17 protein-coding genes are annotated in these 20,500 nt (G+C 44.6%); 3 read left to right on the plus strand and 14 right to left on the minus strand.

The window, feature by feature from the left end:
- The 9 genes from RG963_RS11735 to RG963_RS11775 all read right to left on the minus strand — a co-directional run.
- A partial coding sequence (locus RG963_RS11735; RefSeq protein ID WP_310576467.1) for a hypothetical protein occupies positions 1-229 on the minus strand: 229 nt, incomplete at its 3' end.
- Positions 230-783: 554 nt separating this feature from the next.
- A complete protein-coding gene (locus tag RG963_RS11740) occupies positions 784-2,130 on the minus strand; it encodes an MFS transporter (protein WP_310576468.1) in 1,347 nt (448 codons plus the stop codon).
- A gap of 521 nt (positions 2,131-2,651) precedes the next feature.
- A complete protein-coding gene (locus RG963_RS11745) occupies positions 2,652-2,966 on the minus strand; it encodes a hypothetical protein (RefSeq protein ID WP_310576469.1) in 315 nt (104 codons plus the stop codon).
- 240 nt (positions 2,967-3,206) lie between these two features.
- Entirely contained in the window at positions 3,207-4,685 is a 1,479-nt protein-coding gene (gene pheS / locus RG963_RS11750) for a phenylalanine--tRNA ligase subunit alpha (RefSeq protein WP_310576470.1), read from the minus strand.
- Positions 4,686-4,773: 88 nt separating this feature from the next.
- On the minus strand, positions 4,774-6,249 hold the full coding sequence (locus RG963_RS11755; RefSeq protein ID WP_310576471.1) for a tryptophan--tRNA ligase: 1,476 nt from the start codon (positions 6,247-6,249) through the stop codon (positions 4,774-4,776).
- Between the two features lie 318 nt (positions 6,250-6,567).
- Positions 6,568-7,779: a radical SAM protein gene (locus RG963_RS11760; RefSeq protein ID WP_310576472.1), complete on the minus strand. Its 1,212-nt coding sequence runs from the start codon at positions 7,777-7,779 to the stop codon at positions 6,568-6,570.
- A 261-nt stretch (positions 7,780-8,040) separates the two neighbouring features.
- Entirely contained in the window at positions 8,041-8,649 is a 609-nt protein-coding gene (locus RG963_RS11765; RefSeq protein WP_310576473.1) for a translation initiation factor IF-2 subunit beta, read from the minus strand.
- Between the two features lie 36 nt (positions 8,650-8,685).
- On the minus strand, positions 8,686-9,207 hold the full coding sequence (locus tag RG963_RS11770) for a 50S ribosomal protein L16 (RefSeq protein ID WP_310576474.1): 522 nt from the start codon (positions 9,205-9,207) through the stop codon (positions 8,686-8,688).
- Between the two features lie 294 nt (positions 9,208-9,501).
- Entirely contained in the window at positions 9,502-10,623 is a 1,122-nt protein-coding gene (locus tag RG963_RS11775; protein ID WP_310576475.1) for a DUF1786 domain-containing protein, read from the minus strand.
- Between the two features lie 157 nt (positions 10,624-10,780).
- On the opposite strand from RG963_RS11775, the gene RG963_RS11780 reads away from it, so the two are divergent.
- Positions 10,781-11,320: a MogA/MoaB family molybdenum cofactor biosynthesis protein gene (locus RG963_RS11780; RefSeq protein WP_310576487.1), complete on the plus strand. Its 540-nt coding sequence runs from the start codon at positions 10,781-10,783 to the stop codon at positions 11,318-11,320.
- Between the two features lie 161 nt (positions 11,321-11,481).
- Here RG963_RS11780 and RG963_RS11785 read toward each other — a convergent pair whose 3' ends face one another.
- Together RG963_RS11785 and RG963_RS11790 are read right to left on the minus strand one after the other, a co-directional pair.
- Positions 11,482-12,711 carry a tetratricopeptide repeat protein gene (locus RG963_RS11785; protein WP_310576476.1) on the minus strand — a complete coding sequence of 410 codons (1,230 nt, stop codon included), beginning with the start codon at positions 12,709-12,711 and terminating at the stop codon, positions 11,482-11,484.
- Positions 12,654-13,310 (minus strand): P-loop NTPase family protein, encoded by a 657-nt coding sequence (locus RG963_RS11790; RefSeq protein WP_310576477.1) that lies wholly within the window; start codon positions 13,308-13,310, stop codon positions 12,654-12,656. Before RG963_RS11790 ends, RG963_RS11785 begins: the two co-directional genes overlap by 58 nt.
- A gap of 229 nt (positions 13,311-13,539) precedes the next feature.
- Here RG963_RS11790 and RG963_RS11795 point away from each other — a divergent pair, with 229 nt between their 5' ends.
- Positions 13,540-16,794 (plus strand): DEAD/DEAH box helicase, encoded by a 3,255-nt coding sequence (locus tag RG963_RS11795; RefSeq protein ID WP_310576478.1) that lies wholly within the window; start codon positions 13,540-13,542, stop codon positions 16,792-16,794.
- A 1-nt stretch (position 16,795) separates the two neighbouring features.
- Positions 16,796-17,731, plus strand: coding sequence for an SWIM zinc finger family protein (locus RG963_RS11800; protein ID WP_310576479.1), 936 nt, complete (start codon positions 16,796-16,798; stop codon positions 17,729-17,731).
- Between the two features lie 88 nt (positions 17,732-17,819).
- Here the strand turns inward: RG963_RS11800 and RG963_RS11805 are convergent, their stop codons facing one another.
- From RG963_RS11805 to feoB, 3 genes are read right to left on the minus strand one after another with little or no spacing between them, the layout of a single operon-like run.
- The gene (locus RG963_RS11805; RefSeq protein WP_310576480.1) at positions 17,820-18,071 is read right to left on the minus strand and encodes a FeoA family protein; all 252 of its coding nucleotides are present in this window, start codon (positions 18,069-18,071) and stop codon (positions 17,820-17,822) included.
- Entirely contained in the window at positions 18,065-18,232 is a 168-nt protein-coding gene (locus tag RG963_RS11810; RefSeq protein WP_310576481.1) for a hypothetical protein, read from the minus strand. Before RG963_RS11810 ends, RG963_RS11805 begins: the two co-directional genes overlap by 7 nt.
- Positions 18,229-20,424 (minus strand): ferrous iron transport protein B, encoded by a 2,196-nt coding sequence (gene feoB / locus RG963_RS11815; protein ID WP_310576482.1) that lies wholly within the window; start codon positions 20,422-20,424, stop codon positions 18,229-18,231. Before feoB ends, RG963_RS11810 begins: the two co-directional genes overlap by 4 nt.
- Between the last annotated feature and the right edge of the window lie 76 nt (positions 20,425-20,500).

Raw genomic sequence — 20,500 nt, forward strand, 5'->3', positions numbered from 1 at the left:
TGTAAAATAGCCAGATTTTTTGCAACGGAACCATACGGATCTTGCAGCTCGAATATAGAAGCCTGATTCGCAAGATAATCGTACCGAAATTGTCAAGCTGACTAGTGATTCCAAGATCATTTTCTATCATGTCTATAATCGATTCTACGAACTTCGCGGGGTCACTAAGAATTAACTTTGTTGAAGCCGGTAATAGATTGCTGAGAGCATCTTTTGTCTTCGGTATCATTATTTAGGCAGCCCAAATGATATATTTGAAAAAAAATCTATCTCGCCTTCGATTTTAGAGGTGAGATTCGCAATGAGTTCTACAGGTAAGGTAAATATCGGAAGTTTCGGGATCATTACCAATTATGAGGCATCTAAAGATTTTTCGTAGCGATTTATCCTGGAAAAACAACATCAATTACCATCTTTTAAAGGATTCGATTGGCAAACTCTTAATTGATTATCGGCTTCCTTTCAGCATCTATAACCTTTCATATTTTGACAGCCCTTACTTATGGTATTTATGCTACTCCATCCCATAAAATGTGAACTTGGCCAGCCACATCAGAAGACTCTAATCTCTTTTTATTACCATTCAATATTATGTATATTTGTGAAGTTGACTTTTCGCGTGGCAGTGTGCCATCATAGGGTACTGTTGAAATATCATTTAAGACTCAATTCCAAAGTTGTGTAAGGGAATATTTAGAAAAAGACGAGAAAGCGTTGCAAGAACACTAAACCAGTCACAACGCCGAAGGTGATTGATTTTGTACTTCAAGTGCATAAGTCCTATCAGCGTTTTGTCTCTTCCTCAAAATGCCTGAGCCGAAAGTTGAGCAAAAAAGCGGCGTAGATTACCAGGCCTGCAATCAAAAAAGAGGCTCCAGCAAGCAGTTCATATAAAAGGCCGCCAAGGATCAGTCCTGTGATACTGGCAAGGCCCCCGAAACTGCTGGCAAGGCCCTGTACCGTGCCCTGGAATTTCCTCCCTGCAATTTTTGATAACAGAGAGAGAAAGGAAGGCCACATAAGCCCGTCTCCAAGTGCGAAAAATCCTGTTGAAAGGTAGGTAAGAAAAAGGTTTCCAGGGATCAACAGTAAAAAGTTCGTACCAAGCATCAGGCTTCCGAAGATTATAAGGGTTGCATCCGAATACCTTTTTGAAGCTCTCGGAAGCACGGTACCCTGTACGATTACCAGCAATGCGCTCAGAACCGTAAAGTAAACACCCATTTGTGCAATGTTCCAGTTCAGGACTGCGATTGCGTGCAGGGGAAACGCAGTGTAGAAGATGTTGAAACCAAGAAAGATTATAAAGTATAGACCGAGCATATAGGGAATATTCGGAAGTTTCAAAACCTCCCTGAAGGTAGGTTTTCTTGTTTCACGCGTGGTTCTGCATGCCTTTATCTCATAGCCAAAGAATTTCTGTATGTTCTCAGTGGCTGTGGGCTTTTCAAGAGAACACTCTTTGTTTTCCGGGAGATAGAATATAATAAGTAAGGTTCCGATAAGCGAAATTACTATTGCGCCCAGCACAGGAGCTGCGTCTCCGTACTGTGTTACACTCAAAATTCCGGCAAGTGCGGGGCCAACTATAAACCCGAGAGTTGAGGAAATCGACATCTTCCCAAAGTTCCGGTTCCTATCTTTTTCTACGGTAACGTCTGCCAGGTAGGCATTGGCTACGGACACGTTTCCTCCGGTCAGTCCGTCAAAAGCTCGGGCAAAAAAGAGCACTGCAAGGGGAAGAGTAAAGGCAAAAGTTCCCAGGATTTTCGAATCTACTTTAAAGAGGGTTAAGACCGGAAGGAAAAGAGCTCCAAGAAAGATAATCCATGAAAGCAGGGTCCCTAATTGGCTTAAAAATAGGATTTTCTTACGCCCGTAAATGTCAGACCATCTGCCCAGAAGAGGGGCACCTATTAGTTGGAAGGCCGGATACATGGAACTTGCCAGCCCGTAAATGAAGGCATTGCCTCCCAGCCGGTTCACCAGAAACACCAGGAACGGGAGCACAATACTGAATCCGAGTGTTCCTATGAAATTGACAGCAAGAAGAGGAAGTAGGGAAATATTTTCTCCTTCATGAGGATAGGGACCGTCTTTCTGCTTTCTGCTTTCCTGATCTTTTTTCATGTTTCCTCAAGATCTATTCCCTGAAGCTTTTCCCTATCTATATTCAGATTTCCTTCTCCCTTTTCCACACCCGGCATCTTCGGCTTTCAGATAAAAGTTTGCTTCTTGATGACAGTTTGTTCTTTAATTTTAAGAATATCAGCCCAGGCTCGTCTCCCATACTTCGGACATTTCAAGTACTTTTCCATGACTTCTCAATACATGTTTCTGTTCATAGCCCACTTCTATTCAGGTGCTTCTCTTTTTCTTTTCAGAAGTTTTATGCTAGAAATTAGGATTCACGGTTATTTAATGGTATTTTCCCCATTCCGTTTTCAGATACAGGCATGCAAAAGCCCTGCTAAAGCCGTTACGTGCATGAAAAAGCTGGCATGAGAAGGCAAAAGTGAGAAAAAAGACAACAAGAAAGTTGCCTGCAGTCTGGCGCAGGCGGGTTTGATTTGAGGCTAGATTTGTTAGCCAGCTTATCGAATTAACCGTAAAGTAAAAAGAAATGTACAAAGATTCCTTAGAGAGTCCGATTATTTCGTTTTTACTACCAGCCCTTTAATTGCGTCTCCGGAGTACCAGACCAGAACCTCTAAACGTTGAGAGCATTCGCAAAAAGCTTCTTGCACAGAGACTTGAATACTAACATTTGGATTGTCCAGATGCCTCCAATCATCATCCACAAAGAGCCACAAACTTCTTGCACTGCCTGGAGGATAGGGCTCCAGTTCAAGCCAGTATCTGATTGCTACGCCAATATTCGCAGCTGCTTCGGAGGATTTATGACTTCCCGAGCTACTGGGCAACTCTTTAGGTGCAGTCGTAGATTCTGAAGAACTACCTTCCATTATTTACCCCTATTTAATCTGGTTACTGAGGCAATATATTCATGCCCGATTTTACCAATTTAATATATTATGTGACTATATATTTACTAAAGAAAATGTATTTAGAAACTAAAGTGAAGTAAGGTATATGCTTCTCCCCATTTAATTATTATAACTATGCCAGTTATTGCTTCTTATTTTGAGTAGAAAATTAAAAAATATTAACCTGACTGTGTCAGGTTACGAGCCTGAGTTCAGCTCTCAGATCCTGCAAACCTCGCTCTTTCTGAGCCAGTCGATATCAGACTGGTAAAGGAGCCTCAGGTCTTTAAGTCCCAGTTTCAGCATGGCAAGCCTGCTGACTCCTAGCCCCCAGGCAAGAACGGGCTCTTTGATCCCGAGAGGTTCCGTAACTTCTTTTCTGAAAACGCCTGCGCCTCCCAGCTCAACCCAGCCGAGGCCGTCAACATAAACTTCGGGTTCCACACTCGGTTCGGTGTATGGGAAGTATCCGGGGCGGAAGCGAATTTCTTCGAATCCCATCCTGTGGTAGAACTCGGCCAGCAGCCCGAGCAGGTCTGCAAAGGACATGTCTTTATCCATAACAACTCCTTCAAGCTGTTCGAATTCAGGAGTATGGGTAGGGTCAATTGTTTCCCTGCGGTAAGCCCTATCAATGCAAAAGGCTTTTACTGGAGGTTCGGGATTGTCTGCCAGGTACTTTACAGTGACTGCGGTTGTATGGGTTCTCAACACATTGCGCCCTGCAAGTTCCCTGTCCCAAATACCGCCCCAGCCGCAGGAATCAATATCTCCTCCGTGCTCATGCATTGCAGCTATCTTTTCCGGATATTCAGTAGGGAGCTGGCAGGTACTTCCCAGGTGGAAAGTGTCCTGCATATCCCTTGCAGGGTGGTCTTGCGGCTGGAAAAGGGCATCGAAGTTCCAGAACGAACTCTGAATTATTCCCCCTTTAATCTCGGTAAAGCCCATTTCAAGGAAGATCTGGCGCATCTGCTCTATAAGGCGCCTGTAAGGATGGATCTTGGCCCCATAAAGAGATTTAGGAGTGATATCGAGACGGTAGGGCCTGAATTTTTTCCCTTTCCAGGACCCGCTCTTCAGTAAATCGGATGTGAGTTGGGTAATTTCCTCTTCAAGGACAAGCCCCTGAACTGCAAGCGCATTTCCTGCATCAGTTATGGAAACAGTCCGGAATTTTTCTTCGTGCTTTATAACAAGTTTGCGCTTGAGAAGGTCTTTTACTGTCCCTTCGTCGGCTGCAAGATCTTCCAGGCTCTTTGCTTTGTCTGTGAAAGCTGCAAGGACTTCCTCATCTTTTCCTGCATGCGCTTTTCCAGAAGGCACCATTACCCCGTTTTCAATCTTTGCCCATCCTTTTTTTACAAGCCAGCCGGTTGCAATTCCTACCATCTGGGGAGAGAAAGAGTTCCTCAGCTTTTCAACTGAAGTCGGAGCTTTCAGGGTGTCAATGATCTGGCGCTCCGGAAGCCCGCTTTTTGTGTACTCTTTCCCTTCCTTTGTAAGAGAATAACGTTCAAGCACCTTTTCGGAAACTGTTACCAGCCCTTTTTCCTCAAGCATGAAAGCTGCCTGCATTGCCGCATCTACCTGCATACCTGACTTTTCTTCCAGTCTTTCGGGGGCTGCAGACCCCAGCTCCTCAAGGGCAAGCAAGACTTTTTTCTCGTTTATTGTGAGATTGTCCTGAATACTCATACGTAATCACATCCTGATATTCCTGAAAATATTAAGAGTTTGATAAATTTATAACTGATGAATTTCTTATAAAAATTATTTAGTAAAACTACTTTTTATAAATTATTTTATATTCATCGAGGTGTTCCCTTGCAAGTTCCCGCTTCTCCTGATGGTCTTTGAGGAACTCGTACATCTTTTCGGCTGCAAGCTGCTTGCATGAGCCGCACATCCGGGTTCCTGAGACGCATTCCTGCCTGATTTCCAGTAATTCCTCATCGTCCCCAAGCAGGTGGAAAAGCATAAGTTCGAAGACTGAACATTCATCGGGTTTTCCGCCCAGTTTTTTCTGTTCTTCCAGGGTCACACAGCCTCCGGTCTTTGCTCTCTTTACCTTTTTTGCGCCTTCCTTCGGGTCGTCAGTGAGAGCGATATAACTGTCAGGGATGCTGCTCGACATTTTTCCTCCCTGCAGCCCACTCATAAAGCGATGATAGGTAGATGCAGGAGGGATGAAAGCGTAGCCTCCGAATTCAGCGGTCACTTCCGCCACAATTTCCTCTAATATTTTCCTGGTAAGTTTCCAGACCTTTCTGAAAACAAAATATTCTTCATACTCGGAGAATTCAGGTGGTTTAATTTCATTGGCAAATTTGGAGCCCACTTCAATCTCGGTCGTAAAGTATTTCTTTTTCTCAGGCTGGTTTATTTGTAAACCAAGTCTTTCCAGGAATGGATAATTCGGAGTCTCGATTATGTCCAGGTGCTCTTCATAGAGTTTCACCTTCCCAGGAATACGTTTTTTAAGTTCCTGTAAAGCTTCCTTCGGAGCTCCTTTGCCGCGAACGCTCAGGTATTTCCCGCCATTTGCATTTTCCCTCTCCTCTACCCTGAACATACTCATCTTGCCTGCAAGTCCTCGTGTCAGCCGCAGATGAGGGTCCTGATCAGGGCCCACAGGGACTACAACGGGTTTTGGCCCTCCGAATTCTTCAAGCTGAGGCTGGAGAATATCTGCAGCCTGGGTTGCCACACTGATCATATGCGAGAGGTTTGTCTCTCCTGAAAAACCATAAATGGCGCTTAGTTCCGAGAAATTGACCCTGGCCCCGAGTTCAAATGCCAGGTCCTTGACGTTTTCACAGCCTGACTGGAAATAAATAAGGCCATCGGGCTTGAAACCGAGAGCGATAAGGCTTAATATGTATTCTTCTACCCCGATTTCCCTGCATTTCTGCCAGGAAAAGCCGCGTACCGAAAACGCCTCCCTGTCCGCAATCCCGACAAAAGCCGATGCTCCCATTTCCTGGTGCCAGATTATCTGGTCCATAACCATCTTGTGCCCGAGGTGGACCTTCCCTGAAGGCATAAAACCGTCCATAACCGAAAAAGGGGCACCTATCCTCATAGCCTCAGCAATCTGTTCGTAATCACGGTGCCCGAAGATAACTCTTCTCCGCATGTACATGTGCGGGGAGGGGATTTCAGGAAGCAAATTATCAAAAGGAGAAATCCCGAATTCTTCGAATAACTTGGAATAGTCATTAATCTCGCTTGAACTCCACGGGTCAAGTTTGGTATGCATAAAGTCCCTCATGGGCTGCCGGTATTCTGGGAGATGCCTCAGGCAGACAGCTTTCTCTTGCTGAACATAATTAAAGATATAAACGCAGTTCCAGCTAAATTGCTCTTTAAAAATACCTGCTCATATGTAAATGTTTATCTTCAAGCACCCACTTCCCGGAATTGACATTACTTTCCGACTGTATATCGCTCTTAACTCTCCTGATTCAGCCCGGGCTCTACTGAAAAAAAAAATCGGCTAAAAATAGGCTAAAAAAGGAGGTCTGAAAATACCAGAGAGAAATCACTACAAAAAGCTATTCAGAAGGGTTATTCCGGGTTATTTCCCGTAAACCTTTTCAAAAGGATAGGGCAATTTTGCTCCTGTCGGGATTCTATCTACAAACTCCAGAAACTCGGGGTCGTGCATCGGGGCCAGGTTTTTTTGCTTCTGAAAATAGGGGTAACTCCTGATTTTCTGCCAGGCCTCTTTTAAAGATTCCTCTTTGATGTTCCCAAAACTGAAAGGCGGATAAGGACCGGGTTTTACGTCTCCGTCTGCCGTTATATGCATCCAGCGCCTGCCTTCCATTGCGCCCATCATCTGACCTTCAAAATAAGTATTTGCAAACATACGCGGGCCGTCCGGGCTGGCGTTAGTCCTGTAATACATTTCAAGGATGCCTTTTCGGTCTTCATCCGTAATTACAGGTTCATTCCTGGTTTTCGGCATGGCTTCCCATATCGAGAACTCCTGGACTCCAAGTTCCGATGCAAGGGCGTAGAGGGCTGGAAGTTCCTGAAGGTTTGAGGGAGAAGCATGTGTTGTCATTACAACCATGAGCCCGGCTTCAAGTGCCAGTTTTATGGCAGAAACCGCTCTTTCATATGCTCCCCTGGACTTCCGGACAGCGTCGTGTTTTTCAGGGTCAGTTGAGTAGATGCCAACCATAAGGGAATGGAGCCCTGCTTCTTTCAGGCGGAGAGCAGTTTCTTTTGAAAAATCCGTCCCCCATGTGGAACAGTTCACTATAGCGCGTTTTTTGTCCACATAGCTGATAAGTTCGAAAACTTCTTCGCGCAGTAGAGGGTCATTTTCAGTAAATGTGATAATGAAAGTGCCGGATTCAAGGGCTTCATCGATTATTCTTTTTACAGTATCGGTGTCCAGCTCGTCTACAACCGTACCTGGTGGAAATCTCAAAGTGTTCTGGCGGGTAAGTTCAATGGATACGGTTTCAGGAATGTATTTTCCGAGAGAGATCTGCATCTCCGCAAAAATAAGGCGCTTGAAGACCGGGCTCGGTATTGGAGGGAGCCAGGCCGAGGCAATGACTCTATCTTCCAGTACGAGGGCTGGCTTTTCCTCCTTTAGGCGGGAGTTAATTTTTTTCAGGATAGGACTGAAGGCTGTTCTCAAGGGTCCGCTTGCTTCAAGTTCCAAAGTGTTCCCGATATGTTGAAGATTCACTGATAATCCTGGCATGGAGAGAACTTCTATATTTCTATCCTTCACTGGAATTTCAGGCACATTATTTTTTTCAGGAGTCATCTTTTTCCTCACAGGTTCCTGCTTTTACTGGTGGTTGACTGGCATATATTTAAAATCGCCCCTGCATTTTCTTGAGGCTGAACTGCAGCAGGCCTCTAATTAAAAATAGCTGAATAGCACCTGAAAGCTTCAAAAAGAGGTAATATCTGAATAATGGAAGTTTAAGCCCTGAAAATAAGGACTTCAGCTGTCCGGGCACGAGAACTGAATACGGAAGTAGTCGGCCTGGACTGCCTTAATGAGTCTAAAAAAGCTTAAACCTCAGACCCTCTCTGAGAAGGCGAGGTTTCCGCTGATTTTCTTTATTTTTACTTTGACCACGTCACCTTTTCCGGCTCCGGGCACGAAAACAGTATACTTGTCTATCTTTGCTATCCCGTCACCTTTGGACCCGACTGCATCAATCCGCAGTTCATAGATTCCACCTTCTTCGATGGCATCCCTGACAACCACATTGCTGACCTTTCTCTTTTTGACAGGTCTATGAGCCCCACAAGCAGAACATTTCAGGATAAGTACCCTGTCCGTCCTGACAAGCTGGGTGTCCGGGCGTTCGCATTCCGAACACATTACGTATTCGTCCACATACGCCTGGATGTTATCAGTAATCTGAGCTCTCGTAAACCTTCCCTGGAAGACTGCACGTGTGCCTTCAATCTTCCCTGCAGTCCCCAGCTCCCTTGTGAGATATTTCATCAGGTGGTCAGGGTCCCGGTTAAGGATATCTGCAATATTTCCGAAGTTATCCAGAATTGTGGTTTTGCCTTCGGAAAATAGTCTGGGATCAGGGATTACGAATCGAGCGTCAGTAGTCTCGGTTTCCGGCATTTTTGCCATTGCACGGTTCAAAAGCTCTTCGTAATCGTACATTATTATACTCCCTTTTGATTTGAACAATTTAACTGGTTACCGTACCAGTTCTGCCCCTTGATCGACAACGATTCTGCAAGGGGTAGGCAGCTTCTGTCCTGCATGCCAGAGAGCTTTCTTTGCGGCCTCGAAGTTTTGCTTTTCAACAGCCACTGTAAAGATCTTCTGCATTGCTTCTACTCTTGCTGCGGTACCTACATTTTTCCCAAAAGCCCTGCGCATTCCACTGGATACACGGTCAGCACCAGCGCCTGTTGCCTGCTTGTTTTCCCTGAGTACTTCGTGTGGGTAAACACGGAGTTTCATGTAAAAGCCCATCTTTCCGGCATCTGTGCTCAGGTGCCTGTTTGCTGTAATACGGGCTGCTTCAAGAGCAACGTGCCTTATCTGGCATCTTTCTTCTACAATCAGGGAAATTTTAATCGGGAAGGAGTTATTTGCTTTGTCTCCCATGTCATAGTGAATAACCTGACTTCCGGGAACACCGCCCATGTATTTTCGTCTGGTAAATGAGCGCTGCCTCACGTTTCTGTACATACTTCCTGGCTTTCGTACCATAAGTTTGATTCTCCTGAAAGATAATGATTTTAATAGAAATTTGTTGTAACGGATTGGTTTCCGCATATAAATGTTTGCATCATGTTCGCAAAAAACCCTTTAGCAAACCATTCAGTATGAGATATGTGCATATAGAGATACCTGCATGTATTTACATTTATCTGTAAACCGGCCCTGGTGGGCTTTAGCAGGCAACTTCTGCGTTCCCGTGCCCGTTGAAGGGGATTCGGGCTTGAAATTTTTAACCCCCGAAAGGTTATATATTTCGAGCGTATGTGACTTATCCCCTACTACTTAGTGGTTTATAAATTTTATTGATGGTTCCGGATATTTTTCAAAGAATCCTGCAAGGAGCCCAAAACAACCTGACAGCATCATGCTCCCGAAAGGCGCTGCAAAATGCAACTTTTCTTTAATTCCTTTCCTTATCTCGGAATCTGAAAGCTTTTCAAGTAATTCTCTTTTCGGGCCTGTTACCATTATAGATCTAACCCGTTCAAAGCCAGACGCTTCTTTTATATACGCACCGTGCCCTCCGTCTGCAAAAACCTCATCAAAACCAAGGCTTCCGTCGGCAAGCCTTATAATATAGTCCTGCAGTTTTTCCGGGCTCATGCGAGAACTGTGGTGCTCAAAGAGTGCCGTAATCCTGTTTTCATTTACAAGCGCTCCCAGCGTATGCCCGTTCCCAATATTAACCACAACACACGGCTGGACGGCTGCAGGGTCAGTCAGAGCCCCAAAGATAGCTGAAGGACCGGTATCCATGAAAACAGACCTTGTTTTCAGGTTTCCGACAGCTTTGAGAAGAGAATCTGCCTGGGCTTTCATGCGGGTAAAGGCTTCCGGGATTTCCTCTGGCCTGTACACGAAGTTTTCAAGTTTCCCTCCTCTTTCAATAAGTTCTGTGAAAAGTTCAAAGCGGTAGACTCTGTTGCTCTTCTCAGGGGAATTCCCATGATCCTGCACAGCCACAGCATAGTTTTCAGGCATGGGAACTTCAAAAACCGAAAGTGCGGATGAAATCGATTCCGGATCGAAGTCCCGCATAACGATATTCAGTGCACTTCCCTCGCATGCAAGTTTTTTTGCCTCTTCTTCGGATACTATTCGAATCCCGAAAGCTTTTACTTTTTCTATACTATCATGGATGGTCAGAGCAGCCTTTTCAGTAGCATACACCGGAAAACCTGCCTTGAGATGAGCCCTGATAGCAAATGTTGAAGGACCTCCTCCCATTATGGTTCCGGTAATTACTATTGGAATCCCTTCTCTAGTCGCTTTCCGCACCTTTTCCGCAGTAACCTGGGTGGGAGCAGGCATAACCATAAGCAGGCTATTTTCCACTTCTTTTTCCGAATCAAAGAGCAGGATGTCCTGTGTACCTGTACCTATATCCGCTGCAAGTATGTGCATACCCGAGCATTGGCTGATAAGCTATTAAAACATAGGTAGGCAAATAGAAATAAAGAGAAAGCCGGATAACAGGAATCATAAAAAGAGAAAACCGGGTAACAGGAATCATAAAAAGAGAAAACCGGATAAAAAAATAAAAATGGAGCGTGTTGTTTTCATGAAAGAATCCACACCTGAAATTCACAAAAAAGAAGCTAAAAAGTCCTTTTCTTTTGCCTTAATCACAATTTCGACTTCCAGGTATGAAAAATATGGAAATCCCTCCTTACCTGAAGAAGCTGAAGACCTTTCAGGAAAGGCTATGAAGGACCTTCTTGAAGCCGCTTGCCATAAAGTTTCCTTCTACAGGCTGGTTTCCGACGAGAAAACCTCAATTACAGATGCAGTTTTTGCCGCCCTTGACAGTTCCACAGATATTGTAATTACAAGCGGAGGTACAGGGCTTGCACCAAAAGACCTTACAATCGAGTCAATAACCCCAATTTTTGAAAAGGAAATCCCAGGCTTTGGAGAGCTTTTCAGATACAAAAGCCTTGAAGATATAGGAACGTCGGTAATCCTGACCCGGGCTGTAGCAGGCGTGATTAAAGGAAAAGCGGTATTTTGTCTGCCGGGTTCGCCAAATGCCGTGAAACTGGCTCTTTCCGAAATCATCATTCCCGAAGCCGGTCACATTGTCAGGCATGTGAAGGAATAAACATCTATTCTTTTTTCGTATCCTCTTCAAATTCGAAGGAGAATTTTCCAACTGAAAAAATATGCAACAATTTTGTCGTACAGTTTAGAAGTTGAATATTTCTTCGGAGTATGTTTTTAAAACGTAGTTAAATTCTTAAATTTTCAGCACATGTGTGAAATTTACTTTTTCCCCACAATTTGAAGAGGATATCTTTTTTCCCTTTGTGATCTTAAGTAACCATAAAACATCATTTCTTCCAGCATACTATCATATAATCCTATCAAATTGGCTATAGTGATGTTGAAATAAGGATGAGCAGTTCCTAATTTATATTCAATTATGTCAAGAGAACGCTCATAGAGTTGTAGTGATTCATTAAGCCTTCCGATTTTATGATAGGTGTCTGCGAGATTTCTTAGGTTTGTTGCAACATCTGGGTGTTGTGGACCGAGTTCTGCTTCAAGGATTTGCAGCATTTCTTCATACAGAGGGGTAATTAATTGCCATAATGCTGCTCTGTTGAACGGATCTGATGCCGGAATAAACCAATTGAGCAGATCTTCTGCTTCCAGCGATTCTTTTGCATGGTAGAAGGCTTCGATCAGGGCGGTTTCGTGTTCTGAGGTTATCGCCTTAATATCGATACTGTTTAACTGGTTGCTGTAATAGGCACATATGAAGCTATGGACTTCGTTTTTTAACTCGTGATCTTGGTAAGTCTGCAAGCTTTCTCTCATGAGTGGGTGTAGCAGCAGTTTGCCTTCAGTTTCCTGAACAAATGAGAATCTGTTCAATTCTGAAAATGCTGTGAGGGGGTAGCCTGTCTTAAATTCCTCAATTAATGCTTTGAAGATATCTTTATTCCAGAAACGAGGAGTTGAAAGAACTTTTAAGGTTTCTTGTTCCGGGATACTCAAATATACCATAAATCTGTCAAAGATTTCACTGCGTGTTCGGGCAAAATTGTCAGGTACTGGAGAACCTGTCTTTGCGATTTCGATGTATGTATCAACCGCAAGTTCGAGATAATAAGGAACGCCTTCACTGCCCTTGAGAATTACCTTTTGAATCTCCTCTTCTTTAATTCCACAGCGATTCAGAAAATCAAGGGCATCTTCTTCGGGGAGTTTTTCGAGTTTGTATTGTTCAAGATAATTATTCCAATCTCTGTCGACTTCATTCCAGCGGAGTTCCTCCCTTCCGCAGATTACCCACAGGGATGATTCAGGTAGATTTGAGATAAGTTCCCTTATCCATTCGTCTCTCGCATTAAAATTTCCTTGCCCTCTATCTTTTTCCCACAGGGCTTCATATGTATCTATAAATAATACTGCAGATTTTGAATATTTTTTCAGATAATTATTGAGATCCTGCGCCCAGAAATAGGGCAAAGTTTCTTCAATTTCCACAGGTTCTTTTTCGGAAAGTTGTTTAAGTTCTGCTTCTCCTCTCTTTTTCCACCATTTTCTGAGGGAGTCGGGGCCTTTTTTAGTAATCTTGCAGTAGTAGGTACCACCTGAAGATAAGGTACCTGCTCGACAGCTCCAAAAAAATCGTCAAGAGCATCATCGCCTTCAAAAAGCAGGTAGTTTTCTTTTCTTAAAGGAATTTCCGGATTTGCCTTTTTCCAGTAAATAGCATGTGCAATTTCAAAAGCAGGAAACTTTATTTTTGATTTGCTTTGCAACTCATTTTTGAGGGTCACTAAAAAGGCGGTTTTTTCTCTGTGCTTGTCCAGTTGCAGATCAATTGAAGCCCAGATAAATTCCTGTTGTTGAATTGAAACCCAGGTAATGTCTTGCTGTTGATTTTTTAAGTTATATTTTTCTAAGTACTTCGAAAGTTCTTTTCTTAAACTTGTCTTCCCAATACCGGCTACCCCATAATAAACCAGGACACTGAATTCTTTTTGTCCAATATTATGTACAGCTTCTTTAAAGGTTTGAATATGACCTTTTCTATCAACAAAAGGATATTGTTTAAAGTGATCTTTTGGGGTAGGTACCATGTAATCCCCCTGGAAAATGGTCTCAAAATCGGAAATCTTCGGTTTGTTGAAGTATTTTCAACTTGTCCTATATTACACTGCTGAAATCTTTCAATTTCAAAAATCCGACAAATGAAGCCCATTAATAATAAGCCGGAACTTTTTCAGAATCTCGATTGTAGAATAAATGGAGCCTTTAAACGCCTCTTCCATATCATTTTTAATATATCTTCCGTCTTTATACAAATATATGATAATTCTTCATGCAGGAAGAGTTGGAAAGCAGTTCTTCTTATGGGGTGAAAGCCCGGCTGAGAAGGAAATTCCGGTTGTTCGGCGGGGGAGAAAACCTAAAAACCCGACTGTAAAGCCTTATATTTATGATTCGGGTTTTGAAAACCTGTCTTCTGCTTTTGAGTTGTTGCTGGGCAGTCCTGGCCGGAAAGAGATGGAGAAAATTAACGTCTGGATCCCGACGATAGGCGGGAGTCCGGTTCCTTCCAGCCCTCTTGTTGCTGAAACCCCCGCTTCGAAAGCCGAACTTTTACTGGCTCCCTGGACCGTTCATGCATATCCTCTGGAAGCTGAAGAAACCCTTGTTCTTCTCTGCACCTGTATGGGAAAACGGGTTTTAGCCCCGGGCATAATTTCGGGAAATGACCTTCTCTGGTGGGCAGATGCCCTGAAATTTGCAGGCTCGCTGGTAGCAGGACAGAAATATTTGCCTGGCGTCAGGGGTGAAGACGGAGAATACAGAGCTTTCTGGGAGCCCGTATTTTCCGGAGAAGATGCGGGAGAGTTGGCAAAACTTGCAAAGCAAATGCCTCCTGCTGCAAGGGCTCTTGCTCCTGAAGCCTCTGCAATGCCGCCGGAAATGCCTGCGGCTTTAGTTTCAAAGCAGTTTATCGAAGCTTCTCTTGACTGGATAGTCCGATCCGAAATAGGGGAAAAAGAGCTTGCAAAAGAGATACGCAAAGGAAAATCCTTTGACAGCGTCCACGATGCCTGGGTTTCTGCCCTGAAAAGCCCCGACGGACTGATCTCTGGAGATGAAAAAGAACTTCTGCAGCTTGCGGCCCGGACCCGCGAATGGCAGCGCCCCCTCACTATCCTCACTACTTCCCCTTTCAGGTTCTGTTTCCGGCTGGAAGAACCGGTTGAGGACGAAGAAGCCGAAGAAGCCGAAGAAGCCGAAGAAACCGAAGAAAAGGAACGGCTTGCAACAGTTGATGGGAAAAACGAAAATAAAGGCGAGAGAGAAGAAACCAAAAGAAGCAGGGAAGGAATAGCTGATATCGAAATCCCCGGAGGACTCTGGTACGTCCGCTACATGCTCCAGTCCTACGAAGACCCAAGCCTCCTGATCCCTGTAAAAGAAGCCTGGAAGCCAAAAAAGGGCAGCCCGTTAAAAAGATATGATGTGAAAAACATTCGCCAATTTCTGTTATCTTCCCTTGGGCAGGCTGCCGGTATCAACGCAGGAATTGCTTCCAGTCTTGAAGCTCCCAACCCGTCAGGATATTCTCTTGATACGAAAGAGGCTTACCGCTTTCTGACTGAAAGTGCAGTGAATTTAAGCCAGGCCGGTTTTGGGCTACTGCTTCCTGGCTGGTGGACCCGTAAAGGTACAAAAACCCACTTAAAAGCCCAGGCAAAAGTTAAGGGCAAAAAGTTGCAGGCCGGAAACGGGCTTACCCTCGATAAAATCGTCAGTTTCGACTGGGAAATAGCCCTCGGGGACAGGGTTTTAACAATCAAAGAACTGCAGGCTCTCGCAAAACTCAAAGCTCCGCTTGTGAAGGTCCGCGGGCAGTGGGTCGAGGTAAACGATGCGGAAATCCGGGCTGCTCTTGAGTTCTGGAAGAAAAATCCCCATGGGGAAGCAAGTCTGCACGAAGTCATAAAGCTGGCTGTGGGAGCTTCCGAAAAAGCCGATGGTGTGGACTTTGAAGGGCTCAATGCGACAGGCTGGGTTGGAGAACTGATCAGCCGCTTAAAGGACAAAACCGGATTTGAAGAGCTCCCGGCTCCGGACGGTTTTTCAGGAACTCTTCGGCCTTACCAGTTCCGAGGCTATTCCTGGCTTGCTTTTTTGAGGCAGTGGGGCATAGGAGCCTGCCTTGCAGACGACATGGGGCTTGGAAAAACTGTCCAGACTCTTGCTCTTATTCAGCATGACCTGGAACAGATTGAAGAAGAGGTTGACGGACGTAAAGCCCCAAAACCTGTTCTTCTGGTCTGTCCGACCTCTGTTATTAATAACTGGAAAAAAGAGGCTGCCCGCTTTACACCTGAGCTTTCGGTAATGGTACACCACGGTACCAGCCGGAAAAAAGAAGAAGAATTCAAAAAAGAAGCCATGAGTCATGCTATTGTTATCTCAAGCTATGGACTTTTGCAGCGCGATGTTAAGTTTTTAAAAGGGGTTCCCTGGGCCGGGATGGTACTTGATGAAGCCCAGAATATAAAAAACCCGGAAACTAAACAGGCAAAGGCAGCTCGGACTCTTAAAGCTGAATACCGCATAGCTCTTACAGGAACTCCGGTTGAAAATAATGTTGGAGACCTCTGGTCCATCATGGAGTTTTTAAACCCTGGCTTCCTCGGCAGCCAGACAGGTTTCAAGCGGAATTTCTTTATTCCCATTCAAGCCGAAAGAGATCAAGAGGCTGCAAGGAGGCTAAAAGAAATAACCGGCCCCTTCATCCTGCGACGCTTGAAGACTGACAGTTCGATCATCTCTGACCTTCCAGAAAAAATGGAGATGAAAACCTATTGCACACTGACAAAAGAGCAGGCTTCACTCTATGCTGCAGTCCTCGAAGACATAGAAGAGGTGATGGAAGAAGCTGAAGAAGGCATCCAGAGAAAAGGCATAATCCTATCTGCCCTTTCAAGGCTCAAGCAAGTCTGTAACCACCCGGCACAATTTTTGAAGGACAACTCAGGAATTCCCGGAAGGTCAGGAAAACTTGCAAGGCTTACTGAAATGCTGGAAGTGGTTCTGGAAAACGAGGAAAAAGCCCTTGTCTTCACTCAGTTTGCGGAGATGGGCAAAATTCTAAAAGAGCATCTGCAGGCGAGCTTCGGCTGTGAAGTTCTTTTCTTGCACGGAGGGGTTCCCAGAAAGCAGCGGGACCGGATGCTTGAACGCTTCCAGGAGGGAAAAGAGTACCTCCCAATCTTTATACTCTCCCTCAAAGCCGGAGGCACGGGACTTAATCTTACAGGAGCCAATCACGTTTTTCACTTTGATCGCTGGTGGAACCCCGCTGTTGAAAACCAGGCAACTGATAGGGCATTCCGTATAGGCCAGACAAAAAACGTTGAAGTGCACAAGTTCATCTGCGCAGGCACGCTTGAAGAAAAAATCGATGAGATCATCGAGCGTAAAATGCAAGTTGCAGAGAACGTTGTCGGAACAGGCGAAGCTTGGCTGACAGAACTTTCCAACGAGGAATTGAAAGATATTCTTTCTCTCCGAGAAGAAGCGGTAGGTGAATAAAATGACAGCTTACTGGGATGGTTATGGTCATTATGAGCCCACAAAGCCAATTGAGGTCAAAGGAGGAATCAAAGCACAATCCAAACGTGGAAGCTTTGCCCAGAGCTGGTGGGCAAAACGCTGGGTCAAAACCCTTGAAAGCTTTAATATGGGGGCCAGGCTGAGCCGGGGAAAAAGCTATGCCCGCAAAGGCCAGGTAACCTCCATAAAAATAGATGCCGGGCTTGTAAGGGCCAAAGTCCAGGGTTCAAACCCCACCCCCTATTCAGTAACTATAAAAGTTCGGACCCTGAACGGTTCCGAATGGGAACTCCTTGCAGAAAAACTTGCCTTGAAGCCTATTTTTGCAGCAAAGCTCCTCGCAGGCGAGATGCCGGAAGATATCGATTCCGCATTCAAGGAAATAGGCCTGTCCATTTTTCCTGAAACGCTCGACGACCTTGAAACCGACTGCTCCTGCCCGGACTGGTCAAACCCCTGTAAACACATTGCAGCCGTCTATTACCTGCTTGGGGAAGAATTTGACAGGGACCCTTTCCTGATCTTTAAGCTAAGGGGTGTGGACATGGATGAGTTTATGTCCATTCTCGGAAAAAGTTCAGGCCCGGAAAACCTAATTGTATCAGAAGCGAGGATTTTTTTGGAAGGTCCTGATAATGAGAGAAGAACCGAAAAGGAGGTTGAAATAGCTCCTTTTTCCCCTGAGCTACTACCCCTTGATCCAGAAACTTTCTGGGGGAGACTTCCTGAAAACCTTGAAGAGGAAAAAAGCCCCTCTCTTGAGACTCACATCCCTCCGGTCCCAGCAGTCCTTCCAAAAAGGCTTGGAAAATTTCCCTTCTGGTGTGGCGAAGAGGATTTGCTTGAAGTGCTGGAAGAAATCTATAAAAAAGCTTCATCTGCAGGGATGATGATCTTCCTTGGAGAGCGTAAATAAATGCTCTTGCAGATTTTTTGAATGGAAGAGCCAGGCAGGCCTGATTGCTCTCCCTGCCATCTTCTTTGCCTTTTCGTGGGGAGGCAAATCAATATTTTACATAAATGTGATTTGCTATTTCCCTGTCCACAGCATATCGCGTCTGGTCCATTTCAAAGAGGTATGACGGGGATCTTCTTAACAGAGTAACAGTCATACCTGGCAGGATGCCCATCGCTATTAGTTTTTGTAGAATTCCCGGGTCCTTTGTTTCAAGGTGGGATATCTTTCCGGTCTTTTTAGGCTCCATTGAGGAGAGAGTTGTAGTTTGCAGGGGTATTTGTGAGTTTTCGATTAACATTTGAAGAACTTCCTTATGGATTGTATTATCTTTGCTTCTTTTACAAGTTCATAGCCGCAGTTAGGACAACATTGCTTGTTGCAGTTGTTCAATTTTCCACAGCCGGTACATTTCATTTCGTCAGCTTTTTCAAATTCATTTCCGCACAGAGGACATTTCACAGGCTCACCCCCAGCAATTTTAACAGGTTATTTACAACAAAGCCTGTAAGAAACGCAAACGGGAAAACAAAGCCAGAGATTAGAAGGGCTGTTTTTAAACCTCTTTCCTTTATTGTCATCATGAACTGGGCTATGCAGGGCATAAAGAGGGTCAGAGTGACTGCTGCAACTACAAGTTGCACGCCTGTTAATAGCCCGGAATCATTCATTCCGTAAAGTCCCGCCGCTCCGAAATCTCTCCTGAAGAAGCCGAAGAGGAAAATTTCAGCTGCATCAGGAGGCAGGCCTATCCATACTGTAGGGTATTCCATTATTTTCAGGGCAAGGGCAAAAATGCCTGTGAGTCTACCTATCCAGATTATAATACTTGCCACGACGAACAGAGGCAGAACTTCCAGAAAATACCAGTGCATCCTTGAGTAGGTTTTCACTAGTATGTTCGAAAGTCTAGGCCTCCTGAGAGGGGGCATTTCAAGTATGAATGTCGGAGCTTCCCCTGGCAGGACTTTGGAAGCCAGGTAACCTATCAAGATAAACTCAAGCCCTATTACGCACGACCAGACAAGCAGTCCCTTCGGGCTTCCAGAAAGAATTGATAGAATGACACCTAACTGTGCCGAACAGGGAATTGCAAGAGCCAGCAGGATACTTGCAATAAGCCTTTCCCTTTTTGTTTCAAGGGTTCGGGTGACCATCGTAGCCATTGTAGAACAACCAAATCCAAGCACCATAGGAATTACTGCCCTTCCACTGAGTCCTATTTTTTTGAACATACTATCAAGGAGCAGGCTCAATCTTGGAAGATATCCCGTATCCTCTATAATAGAGAACACAAGGAAAAAGGCTCCTACAATCGGAAGAATAAGGGCAATTGCATATGTTACGGCCTGGGTAAATATCCCATATTCCCCCACAAAAAGGTCCTGCAAAGCCGGGTATGGTACAATGGATATGAATTTTGCAGTTACCAGGGGATTTATGTATCCTCCGAAGATCGTGTTTTCCAAAAAGTCAACAAGGGTCCCGGCTGCAAAGACACCCACGAAAAGGTAAAGCCCGAAGTACAGGACTAGAAACAGCACAGGTATTCCCAGCACAGGGTGGACTAGAATACTGTCTATTTTATCGGAAAACTCGATATTTCTTGTTTGCGTTTTTCTTTCTTCTCTCTTTCCTGCTTTTTCTCTTTGTTTTTCAGATTTTGTTTTCTCCTGCGAAACGCAGGTATAATCTTCTTTTTTTCCAGTGTTTTCCTGTGCCCTTATTATCCCTGCTTCTTCACTATTTATTTCTCTCCTATCAGGCATCTCCATTACCCGTTCTACTATGCCGTTTACACGCTCCTGGCGCTTCAGGGTTAGCAGATAGGAAAAAGGAACTTCAGTTGTTTTTGAGGCAGCTTCTGTAAGCTTTCGGATTTCTTCGTAGTTTTTTTTGCTGCCTTCTTTCTTATTGCAGGACGCTTTGTCAGCGTTAAGCACATATTCAAGGGCCGTCGTGTCTCCCTGGAGCAGCAGGAGTGAAAGAGCTCTTTTTGAGATCCCGGCTTCTTCTACAGATTCCAGCAAAATTTCAATTTCTGCAAGGTAAGGTTCAATTTCGGGCCCGTGGTCGATTCTTTGCGTATTATCCCCGGGGATAAATTCCGAAATTGTAACTTTAAGTTCCTCTATCCCTTTTCCTTCACTTGAAATGGTTCCGACAACCGGAATTCCCAGGGATCTGCTGAGTTCATCTATGTCTATTTTTATTCCTCTTTCTTTAGCCTCGTCCATCATGTTCAGGACAAGGATCAGAGGAAGCCCGGCCTCATGAAGCTGTAAGGTGAAGGAGAGCATGCGCCTGAGGTTTCGGGCATCCACCACATGGAGGTAAACTAAAGGTTTTTCATTAAAGAGCAGGAGCTGAGAGACTCTTTCTTCTTCACTTACAGGGAGCAGGGAATACATTCCCGGCGTGTCAATGATTTCATATTCTCTTTCTCCGATCCTTCCTTTTCCACGGCTAATCTCTACTGAGGTTCCCGGATAATTGGAAACTAATGTATAGCTTCCTGAGAGGGCATTAAAAAGGCTGCTTTTTCCAACATTGGGGCTTCCGATAAGTATGACTTTAGGAAGACCTTTTCCTGGAGTACATCCCTTTTTTCCGCGACAACATTTCCCTTCAGGACAGCTAAGTGGCAATTTCATACGTCTACTCCCATTTTTAGGCATGCCTAATCTTTTGATTTAGTCGCATTTAGGCATACCTAATATTTAAGGTTAA

It is taken from the genome of Methanosarcina baikalica, from assembly GCF_031461075.1.
GTDB classification, from domain to species: Archaea; Halobacteriota; Methanosarcinia; order Methanosarcinales; family Methanosarcinaceae; genus Methanosarcina; species Methanosarcina baikalica.

Excerpts from the sequence above, each read along its gene's own strand:
- RG963_RS11740 (WP_310576468.1), bottom strand. The coding sequence starts at position 2,130 with ATGAAAAAAGATCAGGAAAGCAGAAAGCAGAAAGACGGTCCCTATCCT.
- RG963_RS11745 (WP_310576469.1), bottom strand. The coding sequence starts at position 2,966 with ATGGAAGGTAGTTCTTCAGAATCTACGACTGCACCTAAAGAGTTGCCC.
- pheS (WP_310576470.1), bottom strand. The coding sequence starts at position 4,685 with ATGAGTATTCAGGACAATCTCACAATAAACGAGAAAAAAGTCTTGCTT.
- RG963_RS11755 (WP_310576471.1), bottom strand. The coding sequence starts at position 6,249 with ATGCATACCAAACTTGACCCGTGGAGTTCAAGCGAGATTAATGACTAT.
- RG963_RS11760 (WP_310576472.1), bottom strand. The coding sequence starts at position 7,779 with ATGACTCCTGAAAAAAATAATGTGCCTGAAATTCCAGTGAAGGATAGA.
- RG963_RS11765 (WP_310576473.1), bottom strand. The coding sequence starts at position 8,649 with ATGTACGATTACGAAGAGCTTTTGAACCGTGCAATGGCAAAAATGCCG.
- RG963_RS11770 (WP_310576474.1), bottom strand. The coding sequence starts at position 9,207 with ATGGTACGAAAGCCAGGAAGTATGTACAGAAACGTGAGGCAGCGCTCA.
- RG963_RS11775 (WP_310576475.1), bottom strand. The coding sequence starts at position 10,623 with ATGCACATACTTGCAGCGGATATAGGTACAGGTACACAGGACATCCTG.
- RG963_RS11780 (WP_310576487.1), top strand. The coding sequence starts at position 10,781 with ATGAAAGAATCCACACCTGAAATTCACAAAAAAGAAGCTAAAAAGTCC.
- RG963_RS11790 (WP_310576477.1), bottom strand. The coding sequence starts at position 13,310 with ATGGTACCTACCCCAAAAGATCACTTTAAACAATATCCTTTTGTTGAT.
- RG963_RS11795 (WP_310576478.1), top strand. The coding sequence starts at position 13,540 with ATGATAATTCTTCATGCAGGAAGAGTTGGAAAGCAGTTCTTCTTATGG.
- RG963_RS11800 (WP_310576479.1), top strand. The coding sequence starts at position 16,796 with ATGACAGCTTACTGGGATGGTTATGGTCATTATGAGCCCACAAAGCCA.
- RG963_RS11805 (WP_310576480.1), bottom strand. The coding sequence starts at position 18,071 with ATGTTAATCGAAAACTCACAAATACCCCTGCAAACTACAACTCTCTCC.
- feoB (WP_310576482.1), bottom strand. The coding sequence starts at position 20,424 with ATGAAATTGCCACTTAGCTGTCCTGAAGGGAAATGTTGTCGCGGAAAA.